The organism is Streptomyces canus 299MFChir4.1, assembly GCF_000383615.1.
GTDB lineage: Bacteria > Actinomycetota > Actinomycetes > Streptomycetales > Streptomycetaceae > Streptomyces > Streptomyces canus_C.
In genome coordinates, this window is the sequence record NZ_KB911583.1 from 221294 (window position 1) to 244259 (window position 22966).

The following is a 22966-nucleotide window of genomic DNA, read 5'->3' on the forward strand; positions in this document are numbered from 1 at the left end:
GGCGTAACTCAACACACAGCAGGAGCAGAAGCAGATGACAACTCAGCAGCAGCCGCAGGCCTTCCCCGACGCCGACGCCTTCCTCATGGGCGGTGGCGGCGCGCCGACCGCGAAGTTCCCCACCGCGGGCACCACCGTCAGCGGACGAATCACCGAGAAGCCGAAGGTCGAGCAGCAGCGCGACATCAAGGACCAGTCCCTCAAGTTCTGGAGCGACGGCAACCCGATGCTCCAGCTCGTCGTCACCGTGCAGACCGAGGAGCGCGACCCCGCCATCGAGGAGGACGACGGGCGCCGCCGGATCTTCGTCAAGGGCCAGATGAAGAACGTGATCGCCGACGCGGTCACGCAGTCCGGAGCACGCGGCCTCGAAATCGGCGGCACCCTCACCGTCAAGTACACCCACGACGGGCAGTCCAAGGGCGCGGGCATGAGCCCGCCGAAGCAGTACATCGCGCAGTACGTGCCCGCGGCGACGAACGCGCTGCACACCCCGGACCCGGGTACCGCGCCCCAGGCCGCGCCCCAGGCCGCCCCGCAGCAGCAGTACGCGGTACCCGCCCCGGCGCCGGCCGCCTCGGTGCCCGGGCTCACTCCGGAGCAGCTGCAGGCGGCCATGGCCAACCCGGCCACTGCGGCGCTCCTCGCACAGCAGCAGGCCGCGGGCCAGCAGGCCATGGCTCCCGCGCCCGCCAACCCGGGTGACGTGCCCGCGTTCTAGCCGCCACCCCACCAGCACCCGCTCGCGGCCATTCGCTACTTCCCCCCTGGCAGTGGCCGCGGGCGGGGCCAACCCACCGAGACAGGAACTGCACATGAGCACTGAAGCCCAGCCCGCGGAGTTCGCCGCCTTCTTCGTCCAGCACTCCCGCGGCGAAGCCCACGAGCAGGCCAGCGAGGAGTTCCACCAGCTCCTCGCCGCCGTACAGGAGCACGGCAAGAAGGGCACGCTCACCCTCACCGTGACCGTCGAACCCCCCAAGGGGGGCATGGACGGGGCACCGGTCGCGATCTCCATCGACAGCGTCCTCAAGGCCCCGAAGGCGACCGCACCGCCCTCCATCTACTTCGTCGATGGCCACGGTCACGCCACCCGCAATGACCCGCGCCAGACGTCTGCGTTTGACGTCCGCGACCTGCCCACCACCCGCAACGAGATCAAGGACATCCAGAAGTGACCGACACCGACACCAGCGTCCAGGCCGTCGCCGCCCTTGCGCAGCAGGCACTCAAGGCGCAAGACGTCGAGCCCGGCGGCATTTACCTCGTCGCCACCGCCAACGGCGACGTCAAAAAGTTCGACCTCACCGGGCCCGAGTACACCGGGGCCCTCGCGAGGAAGACCGGCATCACAACCGTCCGAGACGCCGCGTCCTTCCTCGTCTACTACGCCAAGCACAAGGGCGACGCCACCGAGGTCTACAGCGACGTCGAGGCCCTGTCTGTCACCGCCGTCCTCAACGCCCACTCCGCCGACGAGCCTGACTTCGGCGACCACCGTCTCGTTCTCGGCCTGCGCCGCACCAAGGCCTGGCAGCAGTGGCTCGCCCTCGACGACAAGTTCGTCGACCAGGACGCCTTCGCGAACTTCCTCGAGGACCAACTGCCATACCTCGTCGAGCCCGACGCCGCGACCATGCTGGAGATCGCGCAGTCCATCAAGGCGACGACGAAGGCCGAGTTCCAGTCGAGCAGCCGACTCCAGTCTGGCGAGCGGAAGTTCTCCTACGTCGAGGAGACCAAGGGCACCGCCGGCGCGAAGGGCGAGCTGCAGATCCCCGAGACATTCAAGATCGCTGTACCGCCGTTCGAGGGCGCCGACGCCTACTCGATGACCGCGCGCTTCAAGTACCGCATCGACCGTGGCCAACTCGCCCTCGGATTCAAGTTGGAGCAGCCCGAGGAGCGCGCCAAGGCCGCGTTCGCCGACGTCCTGACGGCCATCGGTGAGGGCGTCGACACGCCGATCCTCAACGGCACCCCGGTCTGACCCCTCTCCTCTCTTTCCGCCCGTCTCGGTGCCCACGCCGACGGCCCTGGTGCAACGCCAGGCAACGGGCCTTGCCAGCACCACACGACCAAGGAGCCCCCCGTTGAGCGACACCACACCCGACACCCTGGCCGCAGCGCTGCAGCTGCACGCGGCCGGCTGCTCGGTGGTCGCCGTCCGAGCGGACGGAAGCAAACACCCGCGGGGTTCATGGAAGACCTTCCAGTCCGAGCGGGTCAGCGAAGAGCAGCTGCACGCCTGGTTCGCCAACGGGCACCCCGGGATCGGCATCATCTGCGGCGCCGTCTCCGGCGGACTCGAAATGCTCGAACTCGAAGGCCGCGCCGTGGACGAAGGCGTCCTCAACCAACTCGCCGAAATCTTCCTCGGATCCGGGCTCGGCGAACTCTGGCAGCGCATCGCCACCGGATGGCTCGACCGCAGCCCCTCCGGCGGACTCCACTTCCACTACCGCGTCCACGGGATGCCCGTCCCCGGAAACACGAAGCTTGCCTCCCGGCTCGCCCGCGAAGACGAGTACACCGCGGACGAGATCGAGCTGAAGAAGAAGCACCCGAACAAGAAGATCCTCCGCGGCCTCATCGAAACCCGCGGCGAAGGCGGCTTCGTCGTCACCGCACCCTCGCACGGGCCCGTCCACCCCTCCGGCCAGCCCTACGAACTCCTCGCCGGCGGCCCCGACACCATGCCCGTCCTCACCGCGGAGGAACACCAGTCAGTCCACGCGATCTGCCGCATGATCGACGCCGTCCCCTCGGACGAGACGCCCGATCACTTTCCAGGCGCCTCGAAAGTGATGGCCGAGCCCCTCGACGAGGCCGCAGCGTTCCTCTTCTCCTCGGGTGGCGGCGAAATCGGCGAGGGCGGAATCACCCCGCTGGACGACTTCGACGCGAAGACCTCATGGGCCGACATCCTCACCCCGCACGGGTGGAAGCTGATGTTCGTCTCCGGACAGACCTCCTACTGGCAGCGCCCCGGGAAAGACGGCCGCGAGCCCTCCGCCACCACCGGCCGAGCCGCGGACCGCGACCGCCTTTACGTCTTCACCACCAGCACCGAATTCACCCCCGAAGTCCCCTACACCAAGGCCGGTGCCTACGCCCTTCTCAACCACGGGGGAAACCACTCCGCGGCCGCGAGCGCCCTGCGCCGCCAAGGCTTCGGCCAGCCCGCGCCCGAGCCCGTCCGGCACCTCACCGCGGTGCCGAGCAGCCCCGCCGCGCCCACCGACGGGACAGCCGCCCTCAACGTCCACCCCCACCCCACCGCCGACACCGGGCCGGGCACCTACACCCGCACCGACGACGGGAACGCCCTCCGCCTCATCGACGAACACGAAGCCGAAATCCGCTACGTCCCCCAGCGCGGCAAGTGGCTCCACTGGAACGGACACCGCTGGGAGTGGGACGACGCAGGCCTCGTCCGCGAAATGGCCCGCACCATCGCCCGCGCACTGCCCAACGGGGAAGGCGAAGCCAAACACCGCGCCCGCAGCCTCTCCCAATCCGGCATCAGCGCCATGGTCACCATGGCCCAGACCGACCCCCGCGCCGTCGCCCTCATGGAAACCCTCGACGCGCACCCCCTCCACCTGAACACCCCCGCCGGCACCGTCGACCTCACCACCGGGCAGATCAGCCCCCCAGACCCGGCCGCCATGCACACCCGCACCACCAGCGTCGCCCCCGACGCAACCCTGCCCACACCCCGCTTCGCACAGTTCCTCGCCGACACCTTCGGCGAACACTCCGACATCGCCGCCTTCGTGCAGCGCCTCGCCGGATACTCCGCCAGCGGCGACACCCGCTTCCACATCCTCCCGTTCCTCAACGGGCCCGGCGGCAACGGCAAGTCCGTGTTCCTCGACCTCCTGCGCATGCTCCTCGGGGACTACGCGGCCACCGCGCCGAACACATTCCTCATGGCCGGGCAGCAGCAGCACGAGACCGAAGTCGCCCGCCTCCAGGGCCTCCGCCTCGTCGTCGTCTCCGAGGTCAACCAGGACGCGCGCTTCGACGAGGCCAAGATGAAGCTCCTCACCGGCGGCGACGCGCTCACCGCACGGTTCATGCGCCAAGACCACTTCACCTTCGAACCCACCCACCACCTGTGGCTGATGGGCAACCACCTCCCCGCGGTGAAGGCCGGCGGCGACTCGTTCTGGCGGCGCCTGCGCCTCATCCCCTTCACCCGCAGCGTCCCGCCAGAGAGAAAGATCGAGAACCTCGCCCGGATCCTCGCCGAGGAGGAAGGCCCCGGGATCCTCGCCTGGATCATCGCGGGCGCCGTCGATGTCTTCGACAAGGGGCTGCGCGAGCCCGGCACGGTCATGGCGTTCACGGAGACCTACGCGGAGGAAGAGGACTCCCTTGCCCGCTTCATGGCGGACTGCTGCCACCTCGGCGGCGGCAACCACGTTGCGATCAACACCGCCAAGCTTCGCGCCGCATACGACGACTGGTGCCGCGCCGAAGGCGAGACCCCGCTGAAGCCGCAGGTGTTCGGCCGAGAGCTGCGCACCCGCTTCGGCATCGAGCAGACCCGTTCCAACGGGCGCCGCTTCTACGTGGGCGTCGCACTCCTTGCCCACCCCGAGGACGAGGAGCGCGACGAGTGATCACCGCCCTCAGTGACAGCAGTGACCGATACGTGACCGTTTCGATGACCCTACGGTCACTGTCAAAAACCGCATCTGACCTGCAACAACGCTCGCACAGTGACCGCAGTGACCGTAAATCCCTAGTTCCAGCCCCACGCGCACGCAAGGTGTTCAACCTGAGAAACCCCCTGATCGGTCACTGCTGTCACTGCCCCACCGGCACCACACACAGCAGGAGCCACCCATGACCCGCTCTGACCAGCCGAAATGGCTTGCTGAACGCATCGACCAAGCCAGTGACCGTATCCGCGAAGGCACCTGCCCGCGCTGTCACTGCCCCGTCCTACGCGCCCGCGCCGGCCGCGTCGCCGCCCTCGACGTGATCGCCGACCCGGAACCCCTCGACACCACCGCCGAACTCCTCGCCCGCCTCGAAGGCCGCCTCACCTGGCACCTGACAACCAACGCCCTCGGAGTACGGCGCCTCACCTGGCGAACCCACTTCCACATCCGCGCAGGCCCCCCGAAACACCCCGTCGTCCGCGACCACCAATGCCCGCCCCAACCCGTACAGGAGACGCTGCTGTGACCACACCACCCCGCCTCTTCACCCTGGACCTCCCCCCAGGGCTGAAGCTCATGAGCGCCAACCAGCGCATCCACCACCGCGTCCGCGCGGACCTCACCAGCCGACTCCGCTCCGCCGCCCACACCGCCTGCTCGGAGAACGAGCACATGCGAGCAGCGCTCGCCGCGGCCACCCCCGACTACGTCCTGGAACGGGCGTACATCCTCGGAGTCCTCCACCCCGGGTCCCGCCGCCGCATCGACCCCGCGAACTTCTACCCATCCTTCAAGGCCGCCGTCGACGGGCTCGTCGACGCGGGCGTCCTCGAAGACGACGACCACACCCGCCTCGTCGGACCCGACATGCGCATCGGACCCGTCGTCAAGGGCAGCCAACTCACCCTCGTCATCCAGGAACTCACCCCCGCGCAGCACGCCGCGTTCCAGTGGCCCACCAAGCAGCAGGCGGTGATCGCCCGATGAAGATCCGCGACGACATCGCCGAACTCCTCTTGGCCGGGATGCCACAAGCCCACATCTGCCGCGAGCTCCGCTGCTCGCCTCTCACCGTGCAGCGCACCCGCGAAGCCCTCGGCCTGCCCGCGCCCAAAACCTGCCGAGTCCTGCCGACCACGCCTGAGGCTGCGTTCGCCCAGTACACGCGCCCCATCGACGGCGGCCACCTTCAGTGGGCCGGCCCGCTCAAGAACCGTGCCCCGTTCTTCGTTCACCAAGGGCAGCACCACTACGCCCGCCCCTTCTCCTTCCGCCTGCAGCACGGCCGCGGCCCGATCGGCAACGTCACCCCCAGCTGCACCGTGGAGCGCTGCGTGGCCGGCCGCTGCCTGCAAGACCGGCCGATGCGAGAGCACACGAACTCCCTGTACAAGGCGATCTTCGGGGGTACGGCATGATCCGGATCAGTCCCCGTGGCAGCCGCCCCAGTGCACCCTGCACTGCCAACCCCGACGCCATGTACGAGACCAGCGACACCGGCATCGAGGAAGCCAAGGCCGTCTGCCGTCGCTGCCCCGTCATGGACCAGTGCGGACAGTGGGCACTGGACAACCGGGAGCCGTACGGCACATGGGGCGGCCTCTCCGAGAAAGAGCGCCGCAAGATCCTGCGCCGCCGCGGCATCAAACCCCTCAACACCACTGACGAGGAGCCGCGCCCGCGGACCTTCCAGTCCCTATACGACGAACGCACCGTCCACCTCAAAGACGGGCATGTCGCCTGGACCGGCGCCATCCCCGTCTACTGCGACGGCGCCTACCACACGCCCGCGCAGATCGCATTCCGTCTCGACCGCGGCCGGCCCGCCGAAGGGATCGTGCGACGCACCTGCGAGCGGGAGGGCTGCGTACTGGCCTCGCATCTCGCGGACCAGCAGGAGCGGAACCAGCGGCGCGAGCAGGCCTCCAAGTCGGCAGCCGCGTACTCCGAGAGCGGGCGACTCCTCGCACCGTGCGGCACCCGGTCCGCGTACACGCGGCACGTGAAGCGCGGTGAGCCGATCGACGCGGCCTGCCGCCAGGCGAACACGGACGCCGACAACCGGCTACGCCGCACCGGCACGACGAAGGCCCTGGCTTCATGAGCGGCTGGATCGGAGGCCTCCACATCCACGGCCTCGACCGCGGACAAACCCCCACCGCCGACTACCTCTGCACCCGCTGCGGCGCCCACAAACGCGCCACCGGGAGCACCGACGTCAAGACGTTCGTGGCCACCAACCCCGCAGCAGACCACTCAACACGCTGCAACCCCGCCACCGACAAACCCCACGACGCCGCCTGAAAGGAGCCCCCATGCCCATCCGCCCCGAGAACCGCCACCGCTACCCGGCCAACTGGAAGACCATCAGCCTCCACATCCGCACCGTCCGCGCCGCCGGCCGCTGCGAATGCCACGGCGAATGCGGACGCGGCACACACACCGGCCGCTGCCCCAACCACAACGGCGGCACCGCCTACGGCACCGGCTCGAAGGTCGTCCTCACCGTCGCCCACCTCGACCACACCCCCGAGAACTGCGACGAGACCAACCTCCGCGCCATGTGCCAGGGCTGCCACCTCCACTACGACCGCGACCACCACCGCCACACCGCAGCAGCCACACGCCGAGCCGCCATCGAAGCCACCGGACAGCTCGCGATCACCGACCCCGCCGCCTGACAACGCACTCGGGACAACACCACCCACCGCAACCAGACCGTCACCCGGTTACAGCCGCCGCACGCGTGACAACCACGACGAAACAACCCAGAAAGGCCCGACATGACCACACCCGATGAGGAACTGACCCGGCTCCGGCAGCAGCTCGACCGCTGCGATCCCGAAGCCTTGATCGACCTCCTGATCGCCAACAGGGCGCGGACCGTCCGCCGCCTGCGCCGGGCCGTCGCGAAGCTGCGCGCCTCCACCGAAGCCACTGCGGCCGGACACGAACGGCTCGCCGCTCTCCTCGGCCTCACCACCGACCGCACCGCCTGACCGGTCTGCCGGCCAGCACCCCGAAAGGAACCCCGTGACCCACACCCCGCTCACCGAACAGCAGCTCACCGACCTGGAGGCCCTCGCCAAGAGCCGACACGCCGCCCTGTCCGGCTGGATCAACTGCTACTCGCCGCTGTCCGAGCAGGAAGCGCTGGAGGACGCTGAGGCCGTGCTGGGGGAGGACGTGCCCGCGCTGGTCGCCGAGGTCCGCCGCCTGCGTGCCGAGTTGGAGCAGCGCACCGAAGACCTCGCGTCCGCCGAGAACCCCACTCGCCTCCGGTGGGGCCTGAACGACGTGATGTGGGGCGACGACGACTCCGTGATCGTCCTGCTGTCCGGACCAGAGGGCGAGCCCTACTGGCTGGAACTCGAAGCGTCGCGCGCCGCCGTCCTTCGCGAAGACCTCGCTGGCCCCCACGACTGACCCCCGCCACCGCCTGACCGGTCTGCCGGCCAGCCACCCCGAAAGGAACACCCGTGAAGTCACCCGTCCCGTACTTCGGCAGCAAGCAGCGCGTCGCTCCGTGGATCGTCAGCCTGCTGCCCGGCCACGCCCACTACGTGGAACCGTTCGGCGGCTCTCTGTCGGTGCTGCTCGCCAAGCCGCCGTCGAAGATTGAGACCATCAACGACCTCAACCGCGACCTGATGACGTTCTGGCGGGTCCTGCGCGACCAGCCCATCGAACTCGCCCGCGCCTGCACCCTCACCCCGCACAGCCTCGCCGAACTCGACGGCGCGTTCGAAGCAGCCGACGACGACATCGAGATCGCCCGCCGCGTCTGGGTGCGCCTCACCCAGGCCCGCTCCAACGGCCTGGAATCGCGGCGTACCGGCTGGCGGCGGATCATCGGCCCCAATAACGGCGTCTCCATGCCGGCCTACATCGACGCCTACCTCGATCGGCTCGCCCCGGTGGCGGAGCGCCTGGCCCGCGTGTCGCTGGAGTGCCTGCCAGCGGTCGACCTGATCGCCAAGTACGGAGCCGAGCCGGAAGCCGTCCTGTACGTCGATCCGCCATACCTGGCCAGCACCCGCAACAGCGCGCACTACGGGCACGAGATGAAGGCCGAGGCCGACCATCGGGAGCTTGCGGCCGCACTGACCGGGTGCCGGGCCGCGGTCGTCCTGTCCGGCTACCACAGCCCGCTGTACGACGAGCTGTTCGACGGCTGGCACGTCTACGAAACCGCGGCCATGGCCAACAACGGCAACGGCGACAAGACGCGCACCGAGGTGCTGTGGGCGAACCGTCCGCTCGGTGACCGTCTCGACCTGTTCTCCGACCAGCCCGCATGACCACGAGCACGGCCGCACGCGCTGCTATCGCGTGCGGCCGGCCCGCCCCGAACCCTACGACCGCGAGGAGTCGCACCATGCCCGACCCCACCACCGACACCGCCCGCCTGCTTCGCGACGCCGAGCGCTACCTGTCCGCCCTGCACGGCTCCGTGGCCCGGCACGACAACCTTGCCGCCGGCCTCGCGTGCGCGGGCTGCGAACTCCGCGACAAGATCCGCACCGCCCTACCCGCACTCGCCACCGGGCAGGCGGAAGACAGGACGGCTGCAGCGCTTACGGAGGTCCGCCGCCTATGTGAGATGACCGTCGCAGCGTCCGCGCGGGTGCAGGCCATCGACCAGGCCCGCGACACCCTCGCCGTCATCGACCGCGTGATGGGGTCGGATCCTGCCGTGCCGGTCGTGTCGTCTGCCGCCACCCTCCGCGACCGCATCGCCGAGGCGCTGATGGGGCCCGACGCCGCCGGAAGCCTGGACTCGGAGGCCGACGAGATGGTCGACGCGGTGCTGGCCGTGCTGCCGTCGGCGGCCGACTGGGACGCCTTGACCCGTGAAGCCGATCGACTTCGCCGTGAGGGTGCGGCCCTCGACAAGCGCGCGGCCGAGATCGAGGCCCAGGTCGCCGAGCTGCGCCGGTTGGGTGGCGAGCCGCAACCCGGGAACGACGAGGGCGAGCACTCGTGCGCGGTATCCGGCTGTTCCGGCGAACCCGAGCCCTGGGACGTGCCCGACGCCCGGCCCGGGACGACCGACCACACGCTGACCGCCCCCGCCGTTGTGGTGTCTGCTGCCGGGGCGGGACAGGACGAGACGCCGTGCGGGCCCGCGCCCGATCGGTGCGACGCCGAGGCCGGTGAGCCCTGCACCAACCATGAACGCGAGCAGGCCCACGCTGAGGGCGAGCACGCGTTCTGCGGGCCGGAGTGCGGGGAGCCGAGCCGTGGCTGAATACACGTCCGAGACCGTCACCCGCACCATCCGCCGCTGGATCATCCCCGCCGCCGAACCCTGGGGCGCGACCTCCGAGGAGATCGGCAAGGCGTGGACGGCGGCACAGGTCGCGTACCGAGAGGCACACGGCATCCCCGTCGGCGAGGCCCTGTCCGGGGGCGCGCTCCGGTTCCACGTCCGCGACGAGGAGATCGTCATCGAGTTCGCGACCGAGGCGAGGCAGTCGTGACTGCCGCCGCTATCGCCGTCGTGACGGTCGCGGTCGCGGGACTCCTGTGCGGGCACCAAGGGCAGCCGTGGCCGCTGCGGGGCGCGCGGCGGCGCTCCGTGGGGCCGTCCTGGGCTCGCGGCTGGCTCGGCGCACGGATTTACGTCCAGCGTCGCGCGAGACGCTCAGGCGGGCTTCTGCGGCTTCGAGCGCTTCGGGTGCCGGGCCCGCCACTCGTCGACGGCGGCCTCGGGCCAGACCGAGGCGCGGCCGATCTTCTCGGGCTTCGGGAAGTCGGCGACCCGGTTGACGAGGTTGTAGACGCTCTGCCGGTTGATGCCGAGACGTGCCGCGACCTGGTCAGACGTGAGGTAGCCGGGGATCTCCATCTTCCCAAGATAGCGCCTTTGAGTAGGTCGTCTACTGCTAGGATTGGAGTAGTTCAACTACTCCAAAGTGGAGGTTTGGCAAGCGTGGCCGCAAAGAAGATCTGCAAAACCGAGGGTTGTGACGAGCCGGTAAAGCGCGACCGACGTGATCGCGGGATGGGGTATTGCAGCGCGCACTACAACGCCACCCTGCGAGTCCCTAAGCCAAGGAGGGACCCCAAGGTCTGCAAGAACGATCAGTGTTCGGAGCAGGTGAAGCGGAACAGGGACGGACAGTCGCTGGGCTACTGCGCGGCTCACTGGTCAGAGACGAACACGAGGCGACGCCCCGGCGATCGGTACATCACGAGTCAGGGGTACGTGATGATCAGACTGGAAGACGGACGCGCAGTCAGCGAGCACCGTTTCGTGATGGAGCGGCATCTTGGACGCCCGCTCCTCAAGACCGAGAACGTGCACCACGTCAACGGTGTCCGCGATGACAACCGCCTGGAGAACCTTGAGCTGTGGTACTCCCCGCAGCCATACGGCCAGCGCGTTGAAGACCTGCTCCGCTACGCCGTGACCACCCACCGCGAGGCGCTGGAGTCCCTGCTGAGGGAGCCGCCAACGACTACGGAGTCCGCCGCGTGAAGCCGACGGGGCGCCCCCGCTGATATCGGGGGCGCCCCGCCTCGCATCCAACCACAGCCCGACCAGTACTGAGGTGTCCAATGACCGACAAGCCGGAATCCATGGACGTCGAGCAGGCCGTGATCAATATGGACCGCGCCATGCACGACCCGGCGCGACGCGGTGACGCCATGGGTGACCTGTTCACCGCGCTCGGCGCAGCAGCCCAGCAGATGGCCGACCAGCGCCGCGCAGCCCGCGAACTGCTCCGCCTCGCCCGGAAGAACGACCCCATCACCAAAGCCAACCGCGCCCGAGGCGCACGCCAAGGCTGGGAGAAGCGCCGTGCCCGCGAAGCCCGCGAACGACTCCTTGATCAACTGGACAGCGGACCGCGCCGAACCGGACCGGTCTGCGGCGAGATGGCCCACAACTCCGTCGGCCACGAGATCTCCTGCCAGCTCGAACCCGGCCACGAAGAAGACCACGACGACGACAACGGAACCACGTGGGAGCGCGAGGACTGAAGCCCGCCTGTGCCCGCGAAACGGCCCCACGTGGGCCCGAACCGACAAGGAAGCCGCATGCATGACCCGCTGACCGTCGCCTTCGAAATCCGACGCCCCTGGCCCGAGATCGCGGACTGGCGCACCAAGCAAGCCGCCCGCGACGGGATCCGCTGGCGCATCGGCGACCCGTACATGGTCCTTGCCGGACGTGGCCTCTACTGGCCGTGCATGATCACCGTCTGGCACCGCGACCCGTCCGGCTACGACGACACCACCTGCCGTGGCATGCGCTGGCAGTGGCACATCCGCCACTGGAAGATCCAGGTCAGCCCGCTCCAGCACCTCCGGCGCCGACTCCTCACCCGCTGCGCCTGGTGCGGAGGCCCCTCGGTGAAGGGTGACGCGGTCAACGTGTCCCACCAGTGGGACGGGCCGCGCGCCCGCTGGTGGCGGGGCGAGAAGGGACTGTTCCACCGCGACTGCTCGGCAATCGAACGGGCGCACTCGACGTGCGTGTGCGAACAGCCGGTGCTGGAGCACGACACCTACGGGCAGTGCGCCCGCTGCACGCGGCACCGATCGTTCGGCGCCGATCCCGAACGGCTGACGCGGGTACGGGAACTGGCCGCGATCCCGCGCGGTGAGCGGAAGGCCCGACCGTGACCGCCCCGCCCGACTGCGACCCCTGCTGGGACGACTGGGACCTCGAACCCGACGACCCGCGCCTCCGCGACCTGCGAGGCCAAGGCCTCACCGCGATCCAGCTGCACACGATCACCGACATCGAGCCGCCCCGGGAGTACCTATGACCGACCAGCCCCGTCCCATGGTCGGCGTCGGCATGCCCGCCGCCCTCCACCTCGACGCCTTCGGCCGCGAGATCAACGACGCCTTCGGCCACCTGCCCTACCTCGTCGGCACAGCCGCCGTCGGCAAGCAGTGGCGGGACGTCGACGTCCGCCTGATCCTGCCCGATGAGGAGTTTGATCACCTGTTCCCGCCCGTCGAACCCGGACAGTTCCCGGACGGGCTGTGGAGTCTCCTCTGCGCGGCGATCAGTGAGCTCGCCCGCCAGCGCACCGGGCTGCCGGTCGACTTCCAGATCCAGCGCCAGAGTTTCGCCAACGACCGCTACCCCGGGGTCCGCCACGCCCTCGGCCTCCACGACAGGAACGGCCAGTGACCGACCTGCGCCCCGTCCACAAACACGTCTGGGATGGCGGCACCGTCCCCGCCTGGCTCGACCTCCACCAGTACTGGTTCGACAACAACCAGCTCACCGTCGCCACCCCCGACGGGCACGCCCACCCCCAGCCCGGATGGTGGCTCATCGGCTGGACCGACGGCACCGTGACCGTGGCCTCACCCTGGACCGGCGCCCACGTGTACGCGGACGACGGGATCACGGGCCGGCTCATGCGGGCCGAAGCCGCCATCGCCCACACCCGCACCCTCCACCGCCGCAACGAGCACACCGGCGACTGCGAACACTGCTCCGCCGGCGACTACCCCGACTACTCGGTACCGCACCCCTGCCCGACCATCCGCGCCCTCGACGAGGAGCCCACCCCGTGACCGAGCAACCCGCATCCACCGCCCCGGCCGCCGCCGCGCACCCGCTCGTCCAAGGCCGTTGCCCCGCCTGCAACGGCAGCAGTCTCTTCCTCGGCTCCGGCGGCTACGTCACCTGCTCCCGCCTCGACTGCCCCAACCCATGCGCAGCCGACGACCTCATGCACCGGGGGAAGTCCACCGCGCCGGTCACCGCCCTCTACGAGCAGTGGGTGAAAGCCGGACCCCCGCCTCTCGGCGTGTTGATCAACCGCTGGTGGGATGCACGGCTCGTCGAACTCCGCGAAGCCATCCGGCCGCCCGCCGAACAACCGGCGCGAACAACCCCGAACAACCCGCCCACCAACGCCAGCTGAACGCCTGTCGTACGATCGGATTGCTGCCCGTTGGCTTCACTGCTCTGGCGCCCCCGGGCCGCGCTACTCCGCCCGACGGCTCCGGGCACGAAGAAGCCCCGCCTCATCCATCGAGGCGGGGCTTCGGCGCGAGCAGGCTACGGCCGCCACTCCTCGCGGTAGCCGGGCCTCTCCTTGTAGGCCAGCGCGTACAGGCGCAGCGTCTTCTCCAGCCGGGCGTAGACGCCGGTCGTGAACGTCTCGTGGTGGTCGTGGATGCCCTTGGCGAAGACGAGCAGATCCCGCTTCGCGTCGATCTCGGCCAGCACCCGAGCCGGATCCCACTCCGCGATGTGGGCTGTGGTCGCCGAGGCGTCGATATACCCGGGCCCGCGCTTCCCGCCCATCGGCTGGTTGTGGGTGTAGACCGTCGCTGAAGCGATCAGCCACTCCGGGTCATACACAGACCAGGCGCCGACATCCTCTGCGTCCGTTCCGAGCCACGGCCCAGGCGGTGCTGCCCGCGCGATCCGCTCGTCCTCGTCGAACTGCTCGCCCAACCACCGCACCAGCTCATCCATCCGACTCAGCCTCCGGCCGCTTCTCTCGGTTCTTCCACGAGCCGGTGTGCCCACGGATGATGTCCTGCACCACGCCCGCCGACATCTCCAACCGCGCGGCGATCGTCCGGATCGGGACCGGCGGATCCTCGGCACGCATCGCGAGCACGAGGTCGCGCCGCTCCGCATGCCAGTCCTTCACCCGCGTGGCCTGAAGCGCGAGTACCTGGTTTCTCGCACGCACGCGCTCTTCCAGATCCGCGATGCCGTCGACGGCTTCAAGGGCGTCTGACACCCGCTGCACCTCCTCGTTCGCGTCGTCCACGCCCGCTCCTCTCTTCCCGGCTGGAAGCGGCACGCCCCGACTCTCTTGCATGGGGACCATACAACGCTGTACGGTCCCCATACAACGGACGGGAGCAACTGCCCTTCCGTGATCAACAACAAGGCCCCGGCCCGGAGTCGCCACTCCTGATGGGCCGGGGCCGCCCACCTTCAACCGTGACGAAGAGGCAGGCACGTGAAGCCTAGCGATCAGCACACCCCGAAGCACGACCCCCGCAACTGCGGCCTCTGCGGAACCCTCCGCCACCCCGCCCAAGCCAAGGCCGGGCGCGCCCTCACCAAGCACCTCGCCGCCAACCCCTTCCCGAAGCAAGGGGCCAACGCATGAGCGGATCGGCAGCCCCCTGGCCCGACCTCACCGGCAAAACCTGGGCGAACAAAACCTCCACCCAGATGACCGACGACGAGGTCAACGACGCCCGCGCCACCTTCGAAGCGGTCGGCCGCAACGACTACGAGAGCGAATGGCTGCGACGCCACGGACTCCCCGAGAACTACGGCGACCCGGAGGCGACCCGATGAGCGAGCAGCCGACCACCCCCGTCGCCGACGACGCGACCGCCACGGCAGCCGAACTCCACTCCCGCGCCGCCACCGACTACGCCAACGGCTGGGGCGCAACCGGCATCCGCGCCACCGCCGAAAGCGACGGTGACCACTGATGGGCCGACTCTCCTGGCTGTTCGGCGGCAACGACCACCAACTCGCCGCAGAGCGGTACGCAGGCCGAGAAAGCGCCAGCGACGAAGCCGCCCGCAAGCGCCGCGAACGGCACCAGACCAAAGCCGCCAAGGCCGCCCGCCAAGGCCAGCGCTGGGAAGACAGCGACCGCCAACGCGGCAACGGCAAACCCACTGGCTGGTTCCGCTCCACCTGACCCACCCCCGATCGGCCGGCCCCGCGCGACTCCGTTCCCCCACGGCGCGCGGGGCCGGCCCCCTTCCACGAAAGCAGCCCATGAGACTCCGCCTGATCGCAGCCCTCGCACTCACCGCGTGCGCCCTTACCGCCTGCACCACCAGCACCCCCGAGCCGGACCCGACGGTCACCGTCACCAGCCAGCCCGACCCCGTCGAACAGCCCACCCTCACCGACGACATGACCGAACTCGTAGTCGACCTCTCCTGGGAACAGCAGACCAAGGACGACAAAGACGCCATGTGTCTCGGTATCGCGGTGGGCGGACCCGAATGGGCGGCCGAACAGATGCAGCAAGGCGCCGGAGACAGCAGCGTCGACTGGAACCGGGCCGCCGAGCTCGTCGAGCAGAAGTGCGCCGAGCGGTGAACGACGTCGCCTTCGCCATCGGCAACTTCGACGAAGAGACCGGATACAGGCCGCTGCACATCCCGGACCGCGGCCACGAGAACGTCGTCTACTTCATCCTCAACGGCAACCGCGTGAAGATCGGCACGACCACCCACCTCCGCAACCGCGTTCGTGCGCTCGCGCTTGCGCCGCGCAACGTCATTGCCTGCGTGCCCGGCGACCGTCGGAAGGAAGACGAGCTGCACGCCCGGTTCTCCGAGCTGAGGATCGGCCGCACCGAGTGGTTCGCCTTCGAGGACCCGATCGCCGACGCGGTGAATGACTGGCACGCGCGCGCCATCGTCCTGCGCCGGCACGCCAACGCCAACCTCTTCGCCGTCCCGCACGGAGCCTGACCCAGCCCGCGTCAGCCGCCCCACCAGGGCGGCCCTTCCCGCTCCCAGGAGAGCACCGTGAAGACCGAACGCCCGCCCATCCTCTACGGCGCCGTAGCCCTCGCCGTGCTCTCACTGGCCTGGTCCGGGTACGCCATCACCGACCTCATGCACTCCGGCAAGTTCGGCCTCTCCGTCGCCCTCGCCGGAGACATCGGCTGGATCACCGTCCTGTGGGCCGAATACAAGGGCGTCACCCTCGCCGGCCGTCGCTGGGCACCCACCCTCGCGGGCTGGCTCATCGCCGTCGGCGTCGCCCTCCTCCTCGTCATCCACGGCCACCAGGTCGGCGGCCGCGCCCAGGCTGTCGCCGGGCCGTTCGTCGTCGCCGTCGGGAAGATCGTGTGGGCGTTCGCACTCGCCGCAATGAAGGACACCACCGCCCCCACCCCGGAGCAGCAGGCCGAGATCGACGCGGTGATCCGTGAGTCGTCCTACAAGGCGCAGCTGCACGACGCCCGCGCGGACGCCGAGATCGCCCGCATCCGCGCCGAGGCCCGCACCACCCTCGCCCGCGATGACGCCGACTTCGAGGTCACCCTGGAGCGCATCCACAAGCGCGCCGAGCTGAACCGGCGTACCCCACTCGCCCTCACCGCGGGGAGCGCCGAGCAGCCGAACAACGTGATCGGCGAGCAGGGCGAGCAGCCTCCGAACGCCCCGAGCATGCTCGCGAACAAGCCGAGCGAACACCTGGCGAACAGCCCGTTGAACAGGCCGAACGCCGATCCCGACCAGCCGAGCATCGCCGATCTCGTTCGCGAGCAGATCGCGAACCACCCGAACAACGCGGACGCGATCCGAGGCGTGATGGCTGCCCGGCCCGACGCGAACAAGGACAGCGTCGCCGCGGCGGTACGCCGGGAGCGCGCCAGGACCCGGTCCAAGGGGGGATACGCATGAGCGGCACCGAGCAGGGGGGCGACGAGCTCCGCATGAAGGCGATCCTCAAGCAGCACGGCGTGGGCCCCGACGCGCCCCCGCCCGTACCGGCGGAGGACTGGTGGGCGCCGAAGTCTGACCCGTTCCTCGACGAAGACGAGGACGAGGACGAGCCGGACGACGACGCGCCCGCCCGGGCTGGCCGGTTCGAACCCCAACCCGGCTACTGGCCGCGCCCCCACACCCCCGCGATCGTCCACCGCGTCCGCGACCGGGCGCCCGCCGCGCTCAGCGACCGCACCCGCGCCGGCCTCTACAACGCCAGCGCGGCCGGCGCCGGATGGGGCCTCGGCCTGTACGACCAGTTCGCGTGGGCCCTCCACGACTGCGGCCAAAGCGAGGGCATCGGCGCGGGCGTCGTCCTCGGCGTCGTCGCGACCCTGCTGATCGCGCACGTGTGGGACCGGCGCACCCGCCACTGGTGGCCCGGCATCGCCTGGGCTGCCCGCATCCCCCTCGCTACCGCCGTCCTCGCACTCGCCCTCTGGGCACCCGCAGCCCACTGACCAGGAGATATCCGTGCACACCAGCATCATCGCCGCCCCCGCTGCGGCCGTCGGCATCGAGGGCGGGAAGATCCTCGGCAGCGTCGGGGCGGGTGGTATCGCCCTCGTCCTCACCCTGATCCTGTGGACCGGCATCCGCGACCCCAAGGGAGGCGGAGGGGCGGGCCCTGCAGCCGCCGGCGGGGGCGGTGGAGGGAAGAAGTCCCGCATCCGCAAGCGCCTCACCTCTGACCAGGCCCAATGGGTCGGCGTGGCAGCCGGCACGTTCTACATGGTCGCCGGATCGATCTGGGTGGTCGGGAGGAACCTCAGTGACGCATTCGCCTCGGTGTTCACCGGCGGCGGGTTTGGCACCGCGGGCCTCGGCGCCGTGAGCCTGCTGCTCGCCTGCCTCATGTACTTCCGGGAGTTGTCCCCGGGGAAGGCCGCGCTCACGGGGATCATCGCGGCCGGGGTGTGGGCGCAGGCCGGGGGCATCTGGGGCCTCCCACAGGCCCTCATTCTGACGGGTGCGCAAGCGATCGGGGCCACCTGATGAAGATCGTTAAAAGGGTAGGGGAGAGGCTCCTCCCCGCCTGGCTCAGGGATGAAATCCGGCCCGTCCTCGCATTCGCGGGGGCGGGCACCACCCTGTGGACCGGATCCGTCGTGCTCGCCGCCCGGGCATGGTCAGCGCTCCGGGAACGCCTCAGCTTCCAGGAAAGCCTCGGCGCCCTCGCCCTCGGCGCCTACGTCGCCGGATACGGCTGCTGGCACGCCCCCCACATCGCCCGCTTCGCCATCCCCGCAGCGGTCGTCGCCTGGTGCGCAGCCGCCTGGTGGGTGGCGCCCCCCGCCGCCGCAGAACCCGAGCCGACCGCCGACCAACCGACCGGCACCCCCCAGCAGGACGTCTACACGGCCACCCTCGAATGGATCTGGCAACAGATCGGCGACCGGCAAGGCGTCCACCTCCGCGACCTCCTCGACCACGCCCAAGCACACGGCATGTTCGAGAACCTCGACGTGACCACGCTCCGGACCCACCTGGAACAGCACCGCTTCCCCGTCAAAAACCGCGTCCGCGTGCGCGGCCTGGGTGTCACCGTGGGCATCCACCGAGACGACCTTCCACCCCTTCCCGAGCCTCTCCCCGACCGTGAAGGCCAAGACCCGCCGGAGTCTGAACTACACCCTGCGTGACCTGCGAAACCACACCTGGACTACGCCCCAGCTACAGGGGCCAGCTACACACCAAGAGAGGCCCGCGAACGCCATGACCGGAGCCGTGTACACCCTCACCGATCCGCGCGACGGCACCATCCGATACGTCGGCAAGACCACGAAGACGCTCAGCGAGCGACTCGCCGGACACCTTTCGTCGCCTACCAACCCGGCCATGCAGGTATGGATCGGCACTCTGCGCATGCAGCAACTGGCTCCCGTCATCACGCAGATCGCCAGCGCACCAGAGGGCCGACTGGGGGCCCTCGAAGAAAAGCTCATCACACAGCACATCCACGACGGGCATCGGCTCTTCAATGCTCCCCATTTCGCCCAACACGTGGCAGACCTTGTTGCCGCAGCGCCTGCATCCCCACGCCGACGACCCATCCGGTACTGGGTTGTCCTGCCCTTGCTGGGCACCTATCTGTGGGTCGTAGGTTTTGACCGCTTGGCCCGTCGCGAGGTGTTCCCCAGGCTCTCGCCCGCCGAGGCACCCGGCCTCTTCCGCTCGTACTTCGCTCAGCCCCTGCTGATGATCTGCGTGCACGCGCTCGTCGTGCTGGCAGTGTGGGCGCTGTTCGCCTGCCTCAGGCGTCGCTCGGAAGCGAAGCGGTCCGATCCCGCACGCGTCGCCGCCGCAGCAGCCCAGGCGCTTACCGATGCCATCCCGCCGCGGAGCGCCTGATGCCGTACGTGTACCGCTGCCGCACCTGCCGTGCCGCGAGCAGACCACAGCCCACCCGGGCCGACGCCGAAGCCTGCAGGCAGCAGCACCGCGACGACGAGCACGGCGGCCTCGTGCCGGCCGGTGAGGCGATCGAGCGGGTGCCGGGAAGCACGCGGGACCCGGACGGCCGGTACGTGGACACGCGAGTGCTACTGATCGGGCTCGTGCTGCTCATCCTCGCGGAAGCTGTAGTACGCCTCTTCACCTGACGTGCCGTGCCACACTGGCCATGCAGCCGAGGTTCGAGCGCCACGGATGCCCCTGATGAAGGCTCCACCGCATCCCCCCGTCGGTGGAGCCTTCGCCGTTCCCCGGGCCTGCTGTCGGTGCCGGCGGCTACGATCCGCCCCAACTGTCACATCCTTGGGGGGACCATGCGCCACACCACCACCCTGCTCACCGCTGCCCTGCTCCTCACCGGAGCCACCGCCTGCTCCTCCGGCAGCAGCGACGAGCCCGCCGTGTCGAAGGCGAGCACCACACAGGCCGCCGAAACGTCGCCGAGCCCAAGCCCCACGGCCAGCCAGGAGACGCTGAAGGTCGGCGACACGGCGAACATCAGCACCTCGGACGCCAAGTTCACTGCGGCTGTGCTGAAGTACCAGGACACCGGGATCAAGGGCGTGCCGGAGATGCTGTCGTCGGGTCAGAAGTGGGCCGCGGTGGAGGTGAAGGTGTGCAACACGGGCACGGACGGGTTCGGGGTCAGTCCGCTCGTGTGGTCGCTCGCGTATGCGGATGGGGCGCGTGTGGAGGCGGCAGGGACGAATGCTGGGGAGCTGCCGCAGCCGTTGTATCCGATGGATGCGAAGGTGAAGGTCGGGGACTGCGTGCGGGGGAACATCGCGTTTCAGGTGCCGGAGTTGGGGCGGCCGGAGCGGGTGTTGTACTCGCCGGATTCGTTGGATGAGCCGGCGGAGTGGTTGGTGAAGTAGCCGGAGACGTCCCTCGTCCGGGGTCTGGTGTTCCGGGTGGGTGGCGTCTACGGTCGGAGGCCGAAGCGATCGCGGGGGCGCCTACGCGTCGCAGCGCGTAGCGGGTGATCCGGAGCTGCGAACGGTCACATCCGCCAGCGGTTGCTTCGGCGGCGGCGCTCCGCTCTCCCAAGGTGTCGGGGCGCTGCTGTTCACCACGACAAGGCCCCGCCCAGTACCCCGGGCGGGGCCTTCGTCATGCGGTGGGCTACTCGCTGGGCACGCAGTCGCCCATGAGGATGAAGCGGCGCCAGCTCGGGCGCGGGGGTGCGACCTTGCCGCAGGTGACGCAGACGCCCTTCCAGTCGGGGTGCTCGTCGCTACGCCCTGTCCAGAGGTGGCCCTTCGGGAAGCACCAGCGGACGTATCCGTACGCCTGCCCGGCCGCTTCCCGGGTGGCGGTGAGGGCGCGCCTCATGCCGTTCGTTCCTCGTCCAGGCTCCACAGCCCCGGCTTGTCCGGGTACGCCTCACGGAACGGAGCCGCCGTAACCACGTGGTCGCGACGGCCGATCGTGTCTGAGCGGATCACGCCGTGACGCCATGCCTGCCGCCACTCCCGTTTCAGTGCGCGGTAGCGCCACGGGAGCAGCATGTTCAGCAGCTGGTCCTGTTCGGCCATGATGAGTGGGCAGTTGCGGCGGTAGGTGCCGTCGTCGTCTTGGAACCAGGCGCGCCTCATGTGGGCTCCTCGTCCGGGCGCACCGGGCCCGCGCCCCGCAGCTGCTGGACCTCCACGCGCAGGCCGTGGATGACGCGCACGAACTGCTCCGTCGTGTGCGTGCCGAGGTGCTCACGAAGTGCCGTCTCCGTCTGGGTGGCCTCACGGAGGTACGCGTCGCGGGCGACGGAGTTGATCGCCTCGTGGGCATCGGAGACGGCAGGGTCGGCAGTCGCGCCGAGCTCGGTGATGCGGTCGAGGCTGGGCGGCGGCACGTCGTGGTGCCACCCGCATTCGAGGGGACACAGATAGCGGGTCGTCCCTGAGGGTGGTGCCGCACTGCTCATGCGGTTGCCTCCTTGGCGAGCTGGCGTCCTTCGGCGATCAGGCGCCTGACGGTCTCTCGGCTGTAGCCGGTGGCTTCGATGATGTCCTTCTGCGGCATCTCGTCCGCCGCCTCGGCCAGGGCGATGGCGCGGATGCGCTCCGCCTCGGCGACGGTGTCCTCGTAGTCGTGGCGGATCTTGGTGACGTCGTCTCGGGTGACCATGACCCCAGTATGCCTAATCGAGTAGGCCTAGTCTACTTGACATGCCTCATGCGCTAGGCCTAGTCTACTGGGCATAGCCAGTCGGGAACACCGCACCACGGAGGCAGCCATGCAGAACACCCACCACACCAACTGCCTCCGCTGCGGCCGCACCCTCACCAGCGCCAAGAGCCAGGCCACCGGCTACGGCCCCACCTGCGCCCGCCACATCCGCCGCGCCCAGGTCGACCTCGCCGACTACAAGCCCCACCAGATCACCAGCGCCCGCGAACTCATCGAAGACGGCGCGATCATCCCCCTCCGCAGCGTCATCTTCATCGCCGTCAGCACCGACGGCACCGAGACCTATCGGACCGCGCCCACCGCCTGCTCCTGCCCCGCCGGAATCAAGGGCTCGCGGTGCTACCACCAGCTCGCCGCCCGCATGCTGCTCGCGGCCTGACCCGGAAGGATCCCGCCATGCTCCCCTCCGAGACCCTCGCCAACATCTCCACCCTCGGACTCCACGAGGAACGCGCCGCCTGCCTGCAACTGACCGACCCCAGCTTCTGCAGCGACTCCGTGATCGAGTTCCACGCCGACCTGGCCGACCGGATCAGCGACGAAATCGACAGCCGCAACACCTGACCTGATCGGAGCCCTTCATGGCCCACACCATCCGCTGCGCCCACGACGACTGCCCTGAGTACTCCCTCCGCGCCGCCTTCCAGCCCACGCCCCGCGAGAAGGAAGCCGCCGACCACCGCCGCTCCCTCGCCGCTGACGGATGGAGCGACGTCGAAGGCCGGGACTACTGCCCCGACCACACCCCCGCCGCGTGACCGACCGACACGACAGGATGAACCACATGACCGCGTGCGCCATCTGCTTCTCGACCGACGGACACCACGTGCAATGCCCGAACTTCCAGACCGCCGAACTCGCCGCCGCCCGCGAAACTGCCACCGGTCCGATCGTCTGGGTCTTGTCCACCGGAGAAGACCACGAAGGAGGCGAAGTCCTCGGCGTCTACGCCTCGAAGGACGCCGCGAAGGGCCCGTTCGTCGAGGCCGCCAAGCGCATCCCCTTCGACCTCGACAACGCGTGGCAGGACGAAGAGTCCGGCGCGGTCCACGCCCACGGCGGCTGCGACTGGGTCGCCCTCGAACCCCACCCGCTGATCACGGCCGTGCAGCTCACCTGACCCCGCACACGCCGAAGGGCCCACCCCCGCCGCCCGGGAGTGGGCCCTCAGCCAT

At 69.6% G+C, this 22966-nt stretch carries 45 protein-coding genes and 1 pseudogene; 39 read left to right on the forward strand and 7 right to left on the reverse strand.

What is annotated here, in order from left to right:
- Positions 1–34: 34 nt before the first annotated feature.
- The 15 genes and pseudogenes from H293_RS49055 (at position 35) to H293_RS0104995 (ending at position 10159) form a co-directional block, all read left to right on the forward strand.
- Complete coding sequence (locus H293_RS49055) at positions 35–721, forward strand: hypothetical protein (protein ID WP_020116768.1); 687 nt, start codon at positions 35–37, stop codon at positions 719–721.
- 94 nt (positions 722–815) lie between these two features.
- Positions 816–1178: a hypothetical protein gene (locus H293_RS0104930; RefSeq protein WP_020116769.1), complete on the forward strand. Its 363-nt coding sequence runs from the start codon at positions 816–818 to the stop codon at positions 1176–1178.
- Positions 1175–1990: a DUF2303 family protein gene (locus H293_RS0104935; RefSeq protein ID WP_020116770.1), complete on the forward strand. Its 816-nt coding sequence runs from the start codon at positions 1175–1177 to the stop codon at positions 1988–1990. The genes H293_RS0104930 and H293_RS0104935 overlap by 4 nt, the downstream gene beginning before the upstream one ends.
- Positions 1991–2093: 103 nt before the next feature.
- Positions 2094–4631, forward strand: a complete 2538-nt coding sequence (locus H293_RS0104940) for a phage/plasmid primase, P4 family (RefSeq protein ID WP_020116771.1) — start codon at positions 2094–2096, stop codon at positions 4629–4631.
- Between the two features lie 226 nt (positions 4632–4857).
- Positions 4858–5202, forward strand: coding sequence for a hypothetical protein (locus tag H293_RS53645; protein ID WP_020116772.1), 345 nt, complete (start codon positions 4858–4860; stop codon positions 5200–5202).
- Complete coding sequence (locus tag H293_RS0104950; RefSeq protein ID WP_020116773.1) at positions 5199–5663, forward strand: hypothetical protein; 465 nt, start codon at positions 5199–5201, stop codon at positions 5661–5663. Before H293_RS53645 ends, H293_RS0104950 begins: the two co-directional genes overlap by 4 nt.
- A complete protein-coding gene (locus tag H293_RS49065) occupies positions 5660–6094 on the forward strand; it encodes a helix-turn-helix domain-containing protein (protein WP_020116774.1) in 435 nt (144 codons plus the stop codon). The genes H293_RS0104950 and H293_RS49065 overlap by 4 nt, the downstream gene beginning before the upstream one ends.
- Positions 6091–6312 (forward strand): annotated as a pseudogene (locus tag H293_RS59890) (WhiB family transcriptional regulator); the annotation flags it as partial. The gene H293_RS49065 and the pseudogene H293_RS59890, both read left to right, overlap by 4 nt.
- Before the next feature lie 464 nt (positions 6313–6776).
- Positions 6777–6980: a hypothetical protein gene (locus tag H293_RS49075; protein ID WP_020116776.1), complete on the forward strand. Its 204-nt coding sequence runs from the start codon at positions 6777–6779 to the stop codon at positions 6978–6980.
- An 11-nt stretch (positions 6981–6991) separates the two neighbouring features.
- Positions 6992–7357 carry a hypothetical protein gene (locus H293_RS49080; protein WP_020116777.1) on the forward strand — a complete coding sequence of 122 codons (366 nt, stop codon included), beginning with the start codon at positions 6992–6994 and terminating at the stop codon, positions 7355–7357.
- A gap of 102 nt (positions 7358–7459) precedes the next feature.
- Positions 7460–7675: a hypothetical protein gene (locus H293_RS0104975; protein ID WP_020116778.1), complete on the forward strand. Its 216-nt coding sequence runs from the start codon at positions 7460–7462 to the stop codon at positions 7673–7675.
- Between the two features lie 34 nt (positions 7676–7709).
- Positions 7710–8102, forward strand: a complete 393-nt coding sequence (locus H293_RS0104980; RefSeq protein ID WP_020116779.1) for a hypothetical protein — start codon at positions 7710–7712, stop codon at positions 8100–8102.
- 53 nt (positions 8103–8155) lie between these two features.
- Positions 8156–8977 (forward strand): DNA adenine methylase, encoded by an 822-nt coding sequence (locus H293_RS0104985; protein ID WP_020116780.1) that lies wholly within the window; start codon positions 8156–8158, stop codon positions 8975–8977.
- A gap of 77 nt (positions 8978–9054) precedes the next feature.
- On the forward strand, positions 9055–9927 hold the full coding sequence (locus tag H293_RS0104990; RefSeq protein ID WP_020116781.1) for a hypothetical protein: 873 nt from the start codon (positions 9055–9057) through the stop codon (positions 9925–9927).
- The gene (locus tag H293_RS0104995) at positions 9920–10159 is read left to right on the forward strand and encodes a hypothetical protein (protein ID WP_020116782.1); all 240 of its coding nucleotides are present in this window, start codon (positions 9920–9922) and stop codon (positions 10157–10159) included. The genes H293_RS0104990 and H293_RS0104995 overlap by 8 nt, the downstream gene beginning before the upstream one ends.
- Before the next feature lie 164 nt (positions 10160–10323).
- Here H293_RS0104995 and H293_RS49085 read toward each other — a convergent pair whose 3' ends face one another.
- The gene (locus tag H293_RS49085) at positions 10324–10527 is read right to left on the reverse strand and encodes a helix-turn-helix transcriptional regulator (RefSeq protein WP_020116783.1); all 204 of its coding nucleotides are present in this window, start codon (positions 10525–10527) and stop codon (positions 10324–10326) included.
- Positions 10528–10890: 363 nt separating this feature from the next.
- Between H293_RS49085 and H293_RS58325 the strand changes: the two genes are divergently transcribed.
- The 7 genes from H293_RS58325 (at position 10891) to H293_RS0105035 (ending at position 13576) form a co-directional block, all read left to right on the forward strand.
- Positions 10891–11160, forward strand: a complete 270-nt coding sequence (locus tag H293_RS58325; protein ID WP_020116784.1) for an HNH endonuclease — start codon at positions 10891–10893, stop codon at positions 11158–11160.
- Between the two features lie 80 nt (positions 11161–11240).
- The gene (locus H293_RS0105010) at positions 11241–11666 is read left to right on the forward strand and encodes a hypothetical protein (protein ID WP_020116785.1); all 426 of its coding nucleotides are present in this window, start codon (positions 11241–11243) and stop codon (positions 11664–11666) included.
- A gap of 57 nt (positions 11667–11723) precedes the next feature.
- Positions 11724–12311, forward strand: a complete 588-nt coding sequence (locus tag H293_RS53655; protein ID WP_020665685.1) for a hypothetical protein — start codon at positions 11724–11726, stop codon at positions 12309–12311.
- The gene (locus tag H293_RS58330) at positions 12308–12457 is read left to right on the forward strand and encodes a hypothetical protein (RefSeq protein WP_020116788.1); all 150 of its coding nucleotides are present in this window, start codon (positions 12308–12310) and stop codon (positions 12455–12457) included. The genes H293_RS53655 and H293_RS58330 overlap by 4 nt, the downstream gene beginning before the upstream one ends.
- Positions 12454–12831 (forward strand): hypothetical protein, encoded by a 378-nt coding sequence (locus H293_RS49100; RefSeq protein ID WP_020116789.1) that lies wholly within the window; start codon positions 12454–12456, stop codon positions 12829–12831. The genes H293_RS58330 and H293_RS49100 overlap by 4 nt, the downstream gene beginning before the upstream one ends.
- Positions 12828–13223: a hypothetical protein gene (locus H293_RS0105030; RefSeq protein WP_020116790.1), complete on the forward strand. Its 396-nt coding sequence runs from the start codon at positions 12828–12830 to the stop codon at positions 13221–13223. The genes H293_RS49100 and H293_RS0105030 overlap by 4 nt, the downstream gene beginning before the upstream one ends.
- On the forward strand, positions 13220–13576 hold the full coding sequence (locus H293_RS0105035; RefSeq protein WP_020116791.1) for a hypothetical protein: 357 nt from the start codon (positions 13220–13222) through the stop codon (positions 13574–13576). Before H293_RS0105030 ends, H293_RS0105035 begins: the two co-directional genes overlap by 4 nt.
- Positions 13577–13713: 137 nt before the next feature.
- Here H293_RS0105035 and H293_RS0105040 read toward each other — a convergent pair whose 3' ends face one another.
- The gene (locus H293_RS0105040) at positions 13714–14136 is read right to left on the reverse strand and encodes a DUF6221 family protein (RefSeq protein ID WP_020116792.1); all 423 of its coding nucleotides are present in this window, start codon (positions 14134–14136) and stop codon (positions 13714–13716) included.
- Positions 14129–14440 (reverse strand): hypothetical protein, encoded by a 312-nt coding sequence (locus H293_RS0105045; protein ID WP_020116793.1) that lies wholly within the window; start codon positions 14438–14440, stop codon positions 14129–14131. The genes H293_RS0105040 and H293_RS0105045 overlap by 8 nt, the downstream gene beginning before the upstream one ends.
- Positions 14441–14635: 195 nt before the next feature.
- Between H293_RS0105045 and H293_RS58335 the strand changes: the two genes are divergently transcribed.
- From H293_RS58335 to H293_RS0105105, 13 genes are all read left to right on the forward strand, one after another.
- Positions 14636–14788 (forward strand): hypothetical protein, encoded by a 153-nt coding sequence (locus H293_RS58335; protein ID WP_158694394.1) that lies wholly within the window; start codon positions 14636–14638, stop codon positions 14786–14788.
- Positions 14785–14982 (forward strand): hypothetical protein, encoded by a 198-nt coding sequence (locus tag H293_RS0105050; protein ID WP_020116794.1) that lies wholly within the window; start codon positions 14785–14787, stop codon positions 14980–14982. The genes H293_RS58335 and H293_RS0105050 overlap by 4 nt, the downstream gene beginning before the upstream one ends.
- Positions 14979–15122 carry a hypothetical protein gene (locus H293_RS58340; protein ID WP_020116795.1) on the forward strand — a complete coding sequence of 48 codons (144 nt, stop codon included), beginning with the start codon at positions 14979–14981 and terminating at the stop codon, positions 15120–15122. Before H293_RS0105050 ends, H293_RS58340 begins: the two co-directional genes overlap by 4 nt.
- A complete protein-coding gene (locus tag H293_RS0105060) occupies positions 15122–15337 on the forward strand; it encodes a hypothetical protein (RefSeq protein ID WP_020116796.1) in 216 nt (71 codons plus the stop codon). Before H293_RS58340 ends, H293_RS0105060 begins: the two co-directional genes overlap by 1 nt.
- 80 nt (positions 15338–15417) lie before the next feature.
- Positions 15418–15747: a hypothetical protein gene (locus tag H293_RS0105065; protein WP_020116797.1), complete on the forward strand. Its 330-nt coding sequence runs from the start codon at positions 15418–15420 to the stop codon at positions 15745–15747.
- Positions 15744–16124 carry a GIY-YIG nuclease family protein gene (locus H293_RS0105070; protein WP_158694395.1) on the forward strand — a complete coding sequence of 127 codons (381 nt, stop codon included), beginning with the start codon at positions 15744–15746 and terminating at the stop codon, positions 16122–16124. Before H293_RS0105065 ends, H293_RS0105070 begins: the two co-directional genes overlap by 4 nt.
- Positions 16125–16181: 57 nt before the next feature.
- Positions 16182–17066 (forward strand): hypothetical protein, encoded by an 885-nt coding sequence (locus H293_RS0105075; RefSeq protein WP_020116799.1) that lies wholly within the window; start codon positions 16182–16184, stop codon positions 17064–17066.
- Entirely contained in the window at positions 17063–17611 is a 549-nt protein-coding gene (locus tag H293_RS0105080) for a hypothetical protein (RefSeq protein ID WP_020116800.1), read from the forward strand. Before H293_RS0105075 ends, H293_RS0105080 begins: the two co-directional genes overlap by 4 nt.
- Positions 17612–17624: 13 nt before the next feature.
- A complete protein-coding gene (locus H293_RS0105085) occupies positions 17625–18146 on the forward strand; it encodes a hypothetical protein (protein ID WP_020116801.1) in 522 nt (173 codons plus the stop codon).
- Entirely contained in the window at positions 18146–18793 is a 648-nt protein-coding gene (locus H293_RS0105090) for a hypothetical protein (protein ID WP_158694396.1), read from the forward strand. The genes H293_RS0105085 and H293_RS0105090 overlap by 1 nt, the downstream gene beginning before the upstream one ends.
- Before the next feature lie 85 nt (positions 18794–18878).
- A complete protein-coding gene (locus H293_RS0105095) occupies positions 18879–19502 on the forward strand; it encodes a GIY-YIG nuclease family protein (RefSeq protein WP_033415236.1) in 624 nt (207 codons plus the stop codon).
- A complete protein-coding gene (locus H293_RS0105100; protein ID WP_020116804.1) occupies positions 19502–19753 on the forward strand; it encodes a hypothetical protein in 252 nt (83 codons plus the stop codon). The genes H293_RS0105095 and H293_RS0105100 overlap by 1 nt, the downstream gene beginning before the upstream one ends.
- Before the next feature lie 165 nt (positions 19754–19918).
- Complete coding sequence (locus tag H293_RS0105105) at positions 19919–20479, forward strand: DUF4352 domain-containing protein (protein WP_158694397.1); 561 nt, start codon at positions 19919–19921, stop codon at positions 20477–20479.
- 247 nt (positions 20480–20726) lie between these two features.
- Here H293_RS0105105 and H293_RS0105110 read toward each other — a convergent pair whose 3' ends face one another.
- From H293_RS0105110 to H293_RS0105125, 4 genes are read right to left on the reverse strand one after another with little or no spacing between them, the layout of a single operon-like run.
- A complete protein-coding gene (locus H293_RS0105110; RefSeq protein ID WP_020116806.1) occupies positions 20727–20936 on the reverse strand; it encodes a hypothetical protein in 210 nt (69 codons plus the stop codon).
- Positions 20933–21199 carry a hypothetical protein gene (locus H293_RS0105115; protein ID WP_020116807.1) on the reverse strand — a complete coding sequence of 89 codons (267 nt, stop codon included), beginning with the start codon at positions 21197–21199 and terminating at the stop codon, positions 20933–20935. Before H293_RS0105115 ends, H293_RS0105110 begins: the two co-directional genes overlap by 4 nt.
- Positions 21196–21525, reverse strand: coding sequence for a hypothetical protein (locus H293_RS0105120; RefSeq protein WP_020116808.1), 330 nt, complete (start codon positions 21523–21525; stop codon positions 21196–21198). The genes H293_RS0105115 and H293_RS0105120 overlap by 4 nt, the downstream gene beginning before the upstream one ends.
- Entirely contained in the window at positions 21522–21728 is a 207-nt protein-coding gene (locus H293_RS0105125; RefSeq protein ID WP_020116809.1) for a helix-turn-helix domain-containing protein, read from the reverse strand. The genes H293_RS0105120 and H293_RS0105125 overlap by 4 nt, the downstream gene beginning before the upstream one ends.
- A 109-nt stretch (positions 21729–21837) precedes the next feature.
- Between H293_RS0105125 and H293_RS57095 the strand changes: the two genes are divergently transcribed.
- From H293_RS57095 to H293_RS0105145, 4 genes are read left to right on the forward strand one after another with little or no spacing between them, the layout of a single operon-like run.
- Positions 21838–22170 carry a DUF6011 domain-containing protein gene (locus tag H293_RS57095; RefSeq protein WP_020116810.1) on the forward strand — a complete coding sequence of 111 codons (333 nt, stop codon included), beginning with the start codon at positions 21838–21840 and terminating at the stop codon, positions 22168–22170.
- Positions 22171–22187: 17 nt separating this feature from the next.
- A complete protein-coding gene (locus tag H293_RS58345; protein WP_020116811.1) occupies positions 22188–22355 on the forward strand; it encodes a hypothetical protein in 168 nt (55 codons plus the stop codon).
- Between the two features lie 17 nt (positions 22356–22372).
- Complete coding sequence (locus H293_RS58350; protein ID WP_020116812.1) at positions 22373–22549, forward strand: hypothetical protein; 177 nt, start codon at positions 22373–22375, stop codon at positions 22547–22549.
- Complete coding sequence (locus H293_RS0105145) at positions 22546–22911, forward strand: hypothetical protein (protein WP_259294433.1); 366 nt, start codon at positions 22546–22548, stop codon at positions 22909–22911. The genes H293_RS58350 and H293_RS0105145 overlap by 4 nt, the downstream gene beginning before the upstream one ends.
- Positions 22912–22966 lie beyond the last annotated feature (55 nt).